Origin of the sequence: Paracoccus sp. NBH48 (assembly GCF_015390265.1) — a bacterium.
GTDB classification, from domain to species: Bacteria; Pseudomonadota; Alphaproteobacteria; order Rhodobacterales; family Rhodobacteraceae; genus Paracoccus; species Paracoccus marcusii.
Map to the genome: position 1 here is coordinate 39234 of NZ_VUOJ01000010.1, position 8186 is coordinate 47419.

General features: G+C 65.4%; 6 protein-coding genes and 4 pseudogenes. 3 read left to right on the forward strand and 7 right to left on the reverse strand.

Annotated features, from left to right (window positions below; translation table 11 throughout):
* Window positions 1-103: 103 nt before the first annotated feature.
* Both F1642_RS16605 and F1642_RS16610 read left to right on the forward strand, forming a co-directional pair.
* Window positions 104-292 (forward strand): annotated as a pseudogene (locus F1642_RS16605) (neutral zinc metallopeptidase); the annotation flags it as partial.
* A 115-nt stretch (window positions 293-407) separates the two neighbouring features.
* Window positions 408-890, forward strand: coding sequence for a neutral zinc metallopeptidase (locus F1642_RS16610; RefSeq protein ID WP_370582879.1), 483 nt, complete (start codon window positions 408-410; stop codon window positions 888-890).
* Between the two features lie 137 nt (window positions 891-1027).
* Here F1642_RS16610 and F1642_RS13735 read toward each other — a convergent pair whose 3' ends face one another.
* Entirely contained in the window at window positions 1028-1207 is a 180-nt protein-coding gene (locus tag F1642_RS13735; protein ID WP_127898487.1) for a hypothetical protein, read from the reverse strand.
* A 71-nt stretch (window positions 1208-1278) separates the two neighbouring features.
* On the opposite strand from F1642_RS13735, the pseudogene F1642_RS13740 reads away from it, so the two are divergent.
* A pseudogene (locus F1642_RS13740) lies at window positions 1279-1722 on the forward strand (type II toxin-antitoxin system RatA family toxin); the annotation flags it as partial.
* Window positions 1723-1776: 54 nt separating this feature from the next.
* On the opposite strand, the gene metK reads toward F1642_RS13740, so the two are convergent.
* The 6 genes and pseudogenes from metK to F1642_RS13770 form a co-directional block, all read right to left on the reverse strand.
* Window positions 1777-2955: a methionine adenosyltransferase gene (gene metK, locus F1642_RS13745; RefSeq protein WP_194886475.1), complete on the reverse strand. Its 1179-nt coding sequence runs from the start codon at window positions 2953-2955 to the stop codon at window positions 1777-1779.
* A 4-nt stretch (window positions 2956-2959) separates the two neighbouring features.
* A pseudogene (gene ahcY / locus F1642_RS13750) lies at window positions 2960-4346 on the reverse strand (adenosylhomocysteinase).
* 75 nt (window positions 4347-4421) lie between these two features.
* Window positions 4422-4772, reverse strand: coding sequence for a WHG domain-containing protein (locus F1642_RS13755; protein ID WP_194886480.1), 351 nt, complete (start codon window positions 4770-4772; stop codon window positions 4422-4424).
* A complete protein-coding gene (locus F1642_RS13760) occupies window positions 4699-5067 on the reverse strand; it encodes a hypothetical protein (RefSeq protein ID WP_194886476.1) in 369 nt (122 codons plus the stop codon). The genes F1642_RS13755 and F1642_RS13760 overlap by 74 nt, the downstream gene beginning before the upstream one ends.
* A gap of 259 nt (window positions 5068-5326) precedes the next feature.
* Window positions 5327-7148: pseudogene (typA, locus tag F1642_RS13765) on the reverse strand (translational GTPase TypA).
* A 141-nt stretch (window positions 7149-7289) separates the two neighbouring features.
* Window positions 7290-8186 (reverse strand): hypothetical protein (locus tag F1642_RS13770; RefSeq protein ID WP_206692777.1); only part of this gene is annotated, 897 nt, incomplete at its 5' end.

The window sequence follows — 8186 nt, forward strand, 5'->3', positions numbered from 1 at the left end:
ACCCCCGGCGGGGCGGGGCGTTCGGGGCGACAGCCAGCAGGGGGACCAGGGCATGCAGTGGCGCGGACGACGGGGCAGCGGAAATGTCGAGGATCGGCGGGGCATGGGCCGTGCCGGGGTCGGCGGATTGGGCGTGGCGGGCACGCTGGTGGTGCTGGCGGTCGGCTATTTCTTCGGGATCGACGTGACGCCGCTGGTCCAAGGCCTGGATCAGGGCGGCGGGCAGCCCACCGAACTGAGCCAGCGCGACCAGGAATGGGGCGAATTCGTCAGCGTGGTTCTGGCCGACACCGAAGAGGTCTGGCAGCCCGTGCTGCAGCAGCAGACGGGCGTCGCCTATCAGGATCCGACCCCTGGTCCTGTTCAGCGGCGTGGTGCAGTCGGCCTGCGGTGGTGCGTCGTCGGCCATGGGTCCGTTCTACTGCCCCGGAGATCAGCGCGTCTATCTGGACACCGACTTTTTCGACATGATGGCGGACCGCATGGGTGCAGGGGGCGATTTCGCCGCAGCCTATGTCATCGCACACGAGGTGGGGCATCACGTCCAGAACCTGACCGGCACCCTTGGCGCCGCGCAGCAGCCGGGCCTTTCGGAAACGCAGGCCAACCAGTTGTCCGTCGCAACCGAGCTGCAGGCCGACTGCTATGCCGGCATCTGGGCGCGCCAGGCGCAGGAACGTTTCGGCACCCTGGACGTTGGCGATATGGACGAGGCGATGCGCGCAGCAGAGGCCGTCGGCGATGACGTGATCCAGGCCAGTGCGGGCCGGACCCCCATGCCCGACAGCTTCACCCACGGCAGCGCGGCGCAGCGTCAGGAATGGCTGATGCGCGGGTTCGACTCGGGCGACATGAGACAATGTAACACGTTTGGTGCCGGGGCCCTGTGATCCCGACACCAAACAGACCGGAGGAAATGATGACCCTGATTCTGACTTTCGCGGGCCTTCTGACCGCTTTCGCCATCACCTTGGCATTGGGTGCGCCCAAGCCCCGTCCGGTCGCCATTCGCGATCGCGACTGACCGTCAGCGGGGCAGGCGGTGCGGGCGTTGGTCCTGCGTGGCCCAGTCCGGCCACCAGCCCAGCTTTTCCAAAGCCAGCAGCGCAAGCCCGATCGCGATCACGGCGATCACCAGCTTGACCATCTTGGCACTGGGAGGGTTGCGCGCCCATTTTGCCGCACGCAGCAGCCATATCATGTTCATCGCGCGTCCTGCCTGTTAAATCGGTGCCGAATCGAAACAGACGCCGCGACGAAACTCAAGAGCGATAGCCCGTGCCGAACCACCGCGACAGCCGCAACCTTCCCTACAGTGCCCGCCAGATGTACGATCTGGTGGCCGACATCGAAAGCTATCCGCAGTTCCTGCCCTGGAACAGCGCGGCCCGCATCCGGACGCGCACCACCCGCCCCGACGGCGCGGAGGAGATCGCCGCCGATCTGGTGATCAGCTTCAAGGTCTTTCGCGAACGCTTTGGAAGCCGGGTCGTCCTGTGGCCCGAACAGGACGGCGTCTGGAAGATTGACACGGAATATCTGGACGGCCCGTTCAAGTACATGCGCAGCGGCTGGTCCTTTAAGGATCGCCCGGAAGGGGGCTGTCATGTCGAGTTCTTCGTCGATTTCGAATTCAAGAACGCGATCCTGCAACGCCTGATCGGCGTCGTCTTCCACGAGGCGATGTCCCGCATCGTCCGCGCTTTCGAGGATCGGGCTCGCAAAGCTGTATGGATGACAAGGAAAAAGGCCGCCCGGTGGGGCGGCCTTCGTCATTCAGCTCAGCGCCGCTTTCAGCGCTTCCGCCTTGTCCGTGCGTTCCCAGCTGAACGCGGTCGCCCCGTTCAACGCATAGGGTTCGCGACCGAAATGGCCATAGCTGGCCGTCGGGCGATAGATCGGGTGCAGCAGGTCCAGTTCGCGGATGATCGCGAACGGGCGCAGGTCGAACACCTCGCGCACGGCCGCGACGATCCGGTCGACCGGCACGGTTTCGGTCCCGAAGCAGTTCAGGCTGATTGAGGTGGGCTCGGCCACGCCGATCGCATAGCTGACCTGGATCTCGCAGCGCTTGGCCAGACCGGCCGCCACGATGTTCTTGGCAACCCAACGGCCCGCGTAGGCCGCCGAGCGGTCGACCTTGGACGGATCCTTGCCCGAGAACGCGCCGCCGCCATGACGGGCCATGCCGCCATAGCTGTCGACGATGATCTTGCGCCCGGTCAAGCCGCAATCGCCGACAGGACCACCGATGACGAACTTGCCGGTGGGGTTGATGAAGAACTTGGTGGCATCCGACAGCCATTCCGCGGGCAGGACCGGGCGGATGATCTCCTCGATCACCGCCTCGCGCAGGTCGGCCAGGCTGATCTCGGGGTTGTGCTGGGTGGACAGCACGACCGCGTCGATCCCCTCGGGGCGGCCGTCGGCGTCATAGCGCAGCGTCAGCTGCGATTTGGCATCCGGGCGCAGCCAGGGCAGAGTGCCGTCGCGCCGCACCGCCGCCTGGCGTTCGACCAGACGATGGGCATAGGTGATCGCGGCGGGCATCAGCACGTCGGTCTCGTCGCTGGCATAGCCGAACATCAGGCCCTGGTCGCCTGCGCCCTGCTCCTCCAGGCTGGCGCGGTCGACGCCCTGGTTGATCTCGGGCGACTGCTTGCCGATGATGTTGATGACCGAACAGGTCGCCCCGTCAAAGCCCACATCCGACGAATTATACCCGATGTCGGTGATCACACCGCGCACGATGGATTCCAGATCCACCCAGGCACTGGTGGTGATCTCTCCCGAGATGATGGCGACGCCGGTCTTGACCATGGTCTCGCACGCAACGCGGGCGCGCGCGTCCTCGGCCAGGATGGCGTCCAGGATCGCGTCCGAAATCTGGTCGGCGATCTTGTCGGGATGGCCCTCGGACACGGATTCCGAGGTGAAGGTCGAATACTCTGTCATGACATCAATACCGGTAATGGTCGGATTTGAAGGGGCCCTCCGGCGTCACGCCGATATAGGCGGCCTGTTCGGACGACAGCACGGACAGTTTCGCACCGATCTTGTCCAGGTGCAGTCGCGCGACCTTTTCGTCCAGCGCCTTGGGCAGGATGTAGACGCCGGGCTTGTAGTCGTCGCCCTTGGTCCACAGCTCGATCTGCGCCAGCACCTGGTTGGTGAAGCTGGCCGACATCACGAAGGACGGGTGGCCGGTGGCATTGCCCAGGTTCAGCAGGCGCCCCTGCGACAGCAGGATGATGCGGTTGCCCGAAGGCATCTCGATCATGTCCACCTGGTCCTTGATATTGGTCCATTTGTGGTTGCGCAGCGCCGCGACCTGAATCTCGTTGTCGAAATGGCCGATGTTGCCGACGATCGCCATGTCCTTCATGGCGCGCATATGCTCCAGCCGGATCACGTCGCGGTTGCCGGTGGTGGTGATGAAGATGTCGGCGCTGTCGGCCACATCCTCCAGGGTCACGACCTCAAACCCGTCCATCGCGGCCTGCAGCGCGCAGATCGGATCGACCTCGGTCACCTTCACGCGGGCGCCGGCGCCCTGAAGGCTGGCGGCCGAGCCCTTGCCCACGTCGCCATAGCCGCAGACGACGGCGAACCTTGCCCGCCATCATCACGTCGGTGGCACGGCGGATGCCGTCGACCAGCGATTCCTTGCAGCCGTACTTGTTGTCGAATTTCGACTTGGTCACGCTGTCGTTCACGTTGATCGCGGGGAAGGGCAGCTGGCCGTTCTTCTGCAGATCGTACAGGCGGTGGACGCCGGTCGTCGTCTCCTCTGACACGCCGACGATCTGGTCGCGCATCTTCGTGAACCAGCCGGGCGACTGCGCCAGGCGCTTGGCGATCTGCGCCTTGATGACGGTTTCCTCGTCCGACTGCGGCACGGGGATCACGTCCTCGCCGGCCTCGGCGCGGGCACCCAGCAGGATGTACAGCGTCGCATCGCCGCCATCATCCAAGATCAGGTTCGGGCCTTCGGGGAACTGGAACGAGCGATCAAGGTAATCCCAATGCTCGGCCAGGCTCTGCCCCTTGATGGCGAAGACCGGGACACCCGCGGCGGCGATGGCGGCAGCGGCGTGATCCTGGGTCGAATAGATGTTGCAGGACGCCCAACGGACATCCGCGCCCAGATGGGTCAGCGTCTCGATCAGGACGGCGGTCTGGATGGTCATGTGCAGGCTGCCGACGATCCGGGCGCCCGCCAGCGGCTTGGCCTCGCCGTATTCGGAACGCAGCGCCATCAGGCCGGGCATTTCAGTCTCGGCGATGTCCAGTTCCTTGCGGCCGTATTCGGCCAGCGCAATGTCCTTGATGATGTAATCGGTCACGGCTGCTCTCTTCGGTCATTCACAGGTTGCAACCGGGATACCGCAAGCACCATGGGTCCGAAAGGGGCTAATCCGTCACATGCCGGCCATATGGGGCTGGCTGCTGCGCGCCATCCGATGCACGAAATCATGCGTCAGATGCTTGGCGGTGGTCAGGGAATCGCGTTCCTCGGTCCAATCCTTCAGGCGACCGTCCAGAACCAGCCGCGCAAGCCCGACCACATAGCAGCGCGCGGACAGGGCCAGCATCGCGATATCCTCGCGCGGGTGCAGGCGACCGGTGTCGCGGGCCCGTGCCAGCATGCGCAGCGTCAGATCGGCGATGCTGTCGGTATAGCGCCGCAGGATGGGTTCATGCCGCGCGTTGGTCAGATCGCAGTCCTGCAGCAGCCTGAACTGCGCGGGATAGCGGCAGGCCCAATCCAGATAGGTGTCGCCCCAGGCTCAGGAACTGCGCGACGGGGTCGTCGGGATCGACGCGGACCACCGCGCGGGTGCAGCTGTCGATCAGCACGACCAGCGCCTGTTCGACGCTGGCCACCAGCAGGGCGCGTTCATCGGCGAACAAGGCACGGACCCGTTCGACGGGTTCGTCGACGGCTTCGGCAATATCGGCAATCGTGGGGGGCTGGCGGCGTTGGTCCAGGACAAGCGTCATCGCGGCACTGATGGCGCGGTCGTGCAGACCCCTGGGGTCACGGCGTTCCGACAGGTGTTTCATCACGATGCAATCCGATCCGTTGCGGGGTGGGCCAAACGAAAAACAGATGACTTGAATGTGATTTAGGGCCAGAATGCCCCAGAAAAGCAGCCGTGGAATCTGTGTAGCAACCAAATTTGTGCATCTTAAACGGGTGCGCAATTCGGATAAGACAATCATAGCACGAAGTGTCGCCTTGGCGACATATCTAAATGGACAGGTCCGCGTGCCGGGGGGGCACGCGGACCTGTGATTTCAGCAAACTCGCGGTAGACGCTTATCAGGCGCCGGACCGTGCGACACGCTTGCGTTCGTGCGGATCCAGGTGCCGCTTGCGCAGGCGGATGTTCTTGGGCGTGACCTCGACCAGTTCGTCGTCGTTGATATAGGCGATCGCCTCTTCCAGCGACTGGCGGACCGGGGGCGTCAGGCGGACGGCCTCGTCGGTGCCGGAAGCACGGACGTTGGTCAGCTGCTTGCCCTTCAGCGGGTTCACCTCAAGGTCGTTGTCCCGGCTGTGTTCGCCGATGATCATGCCCTGGTACAGCTCTTCCTGCGCGCCGATGAAGAACTTGCCGCGATCTTCCAGTTTCCACAGCGCATAGGACACGGACACGCCGTTCTCCATGCTGATCAGCACGCCCTGGCGACGGCCCTGGATGGCACCCTTGTGCGGCGCCCAACCGTGGAAGATGCGGTTCAGCACGCCGTTCCCGCGCGTATCGGTCATGAACTCACCCTGATAGCCGATCAGGCCGCGCGACGGGACATGGGCCACGATGCGCGTCTTGCCGACGCCGGCGGGACGCATCTCGACCAGATCGCCCTTGCGGTCGCCGGTTAGCTTCTCGATCACCACGCCGGTGTACTCGTCATCGACGTCAATGATGACTTCCTCGATCGGCTCAAGGCGCTGGCCGTCCTCTTCCTTGTAGATCACGCGCGGGCGGCTGATCGACAGCTCGAACCCTTCGCGGCGCATGTTCTCGATCAGGACGCCCATCTGCAGTTCGCCGCGACCCGAGACAACGAAGGCCTCGCCGCCGGGGGTGTCCTCGACCTTGATGGCGACGTTGATCTCGGCTTCCTTCATCAGGCGCTCGCGGATCACGCGGCTCTGGACCTTCTTGCCGTCCTTGCCGGCCAGCGGGCTGTCGTTGATGCCGAAGGTGACGCTGATGGTCGGGGGATCGATCGGCTGCGAGGGCAGGGCCTCCATCACGTCCGGGTGGCACAGCGTGTCGGCCACGGTGGCCTTGGCCATGCCCGCGATCGTCACGATGTCACCGGCCTCGGCCACGTCGATCGGGGTCTGTGTTAGGCCGCGGAACGCCATGATCTTGCTGATGCGGAACTGCTCCAGCCGCTCGCCGTCGCGCGACAGCGCCTTCAGCGTGTCGCCGGCCTTGGCGGTGCCCGCCTCGACGCGACCCGTCAGCAGACGGCCCAGGAAGGCGTCGGCACCAAGCGTCGTCGCCAGCATCTGGAACGGCTCGTCCGCGCGGGTGATCTGCTTGGGCGGCTGGACGTGCTTCAGGATCAGGTCGAACAGCGCGTCCATGTTCTTGCGCTCGCCATCCAGCGTCGCGTCGGCCCAACCGCCGATGCCCGAGGCATAGACATGCGGAAAGTCCAGCTGCTCGTCGCTGGCGCCCAGATTGGCGAACAGGTCGAACACGTCGTTCAGCGTCTCGTCGGGTTCGGCTGCGGGCTTGTCGACCTTGTTCAGCACGACGATCGGACGCAGGCCCAGGGCCAGTGCCTTGGAGGTCACGAACTTGGTCTGGGGCATCGGACCTTCGGCCGCGTCGACCAGCAGGCAGACGCCGTCCACCATCGACAGGATGCGTTCGACCTCGCCGCCGAAATCGGCGTGGCCGGGCGTGTCGACAATGTTGATGCGCGTGCCCTTCCATTCGACCGAGGTTGCCTTGGCCAGAATGGTGATGCCGCGTTCACGTTCGATGTCGTTGCTGTCCATCGCGCGTTCCGCGACGGCCCTGGTTGTCGCGGAAGGACCCCGACTGACGCAGCAGCTGGTCCACCAGGGTGGTTTTGCCGTGGTCGACGTGAGCGATGATGGCGATGTTGCGGATATCCATGACGGCCTTAATCTGTAGGTTTCGCGGCTGCCCTAGCCGATAAGGGCCGCGAATGCCAGCCCGCAAATGCGCGTGGCCCCCGACACGGGGGTCGGGGGCCACGCTTGTCACAGTTCCGTCGCGTCGGACGGAGAGGTCCCGTCAGGTGCGGCGACGCGACAGGCCGCCCCAGACGCGACCTGCATCGCGGTCCGAACCGCCCTTGATGGCGCCCATCCAGGCGGCCAGACCGGCAACCAGCGACGACACGGCCAGGAACAGTGCGCTCCACACCGCGCCGCGGCGGGCGGATTCGGCAGCGGCGATGGCGGCATCCTGTGCCTCCTGCAGCTGCTGTTCGGCCTGCGCCTGCAGTTCCTGGGCGCGCTGTTCGGCAGCGGCCACGGCTTCCTCGGCCTGGGTCCGCGCTTCTTCGATGCGGGCTTCGGCTTCGGCACGCAGGTCCTGGGCCTGGGTCACGGCTTCCTCGACGCGGGCGTCGATCTGGGCCGGGGTCAGGTCGGTACGGGCGGCAAGCGCGTCGCGCAGATAGTCAAGATCGTCATCGGCCACCTCGCCCGTGCGCAGAACGGTGCCCAGGATGCCGGTAACCTCGTTGCGGATCGCCTCGTTCGAGAACTGATCCGGTGCCGCAGCCTCGCTGCGCAGCAGACGGTCGGTCACATAGTCCAGCGGATTGCCGCCCATGTCCTGACCACCAGCGGCCTCACCGGCGCCCGAGATCGCGCCGCCCGCCAGCTGACCGACGCCACTGACGGCACCGCCAGCGATCTGGCCAACGCCACCGACCACGCCGCCGGCCAGTTGGCCCGCGCCCTGAACGGCACCACCCACGGCGGAACCTGCAGCTTCGACCGCGGTCGACGCCGCATTGCCCGCCGCGCGGACGCCGCTGGACACCGCGCCTGCGGCCAGGATGCCCGTCAGGATCATGCCGATCGCCCAAACGGTCAGGCCATGAATGCCGTCGCGTGCGTCGGTTTGGTCCTCACCGGAATGGGTGCGACGGCGCATCCGTCCGGACACGTATCCACCCAG

Bases quoted from the DNA above. Each gene is read 5' to 3' on its own strand.
- F1642_RS16610 (WP_370582879.1), top strand. From the start codon at position 408: ATGGGTCCGTTCTACTGCCCCGGAGATCAGCGCGTCTATCTGGACACC.
- F1642_RS13735 (WP_127898487.1), bottom strand. From the start codon at position 1,207: ATGAACATGATATGGCTGCTGCGTGCGGCAAAATGGGCGCGCAACCCT.
- metK (WP_194886475.1), bottom strand. From the start codon at position 2,955: ATGACAGAGTATTCGACCTTCACCTCGGAATCCGTGTCCGAGGGCCAT.
- F1642_RS13760 (WP_194886476.1), bottom strand. From the start codon at position 5,067: ATGAAACACCTGTCGGAACGCCGTGACCCCAGGGGTCTGCACGACCGC.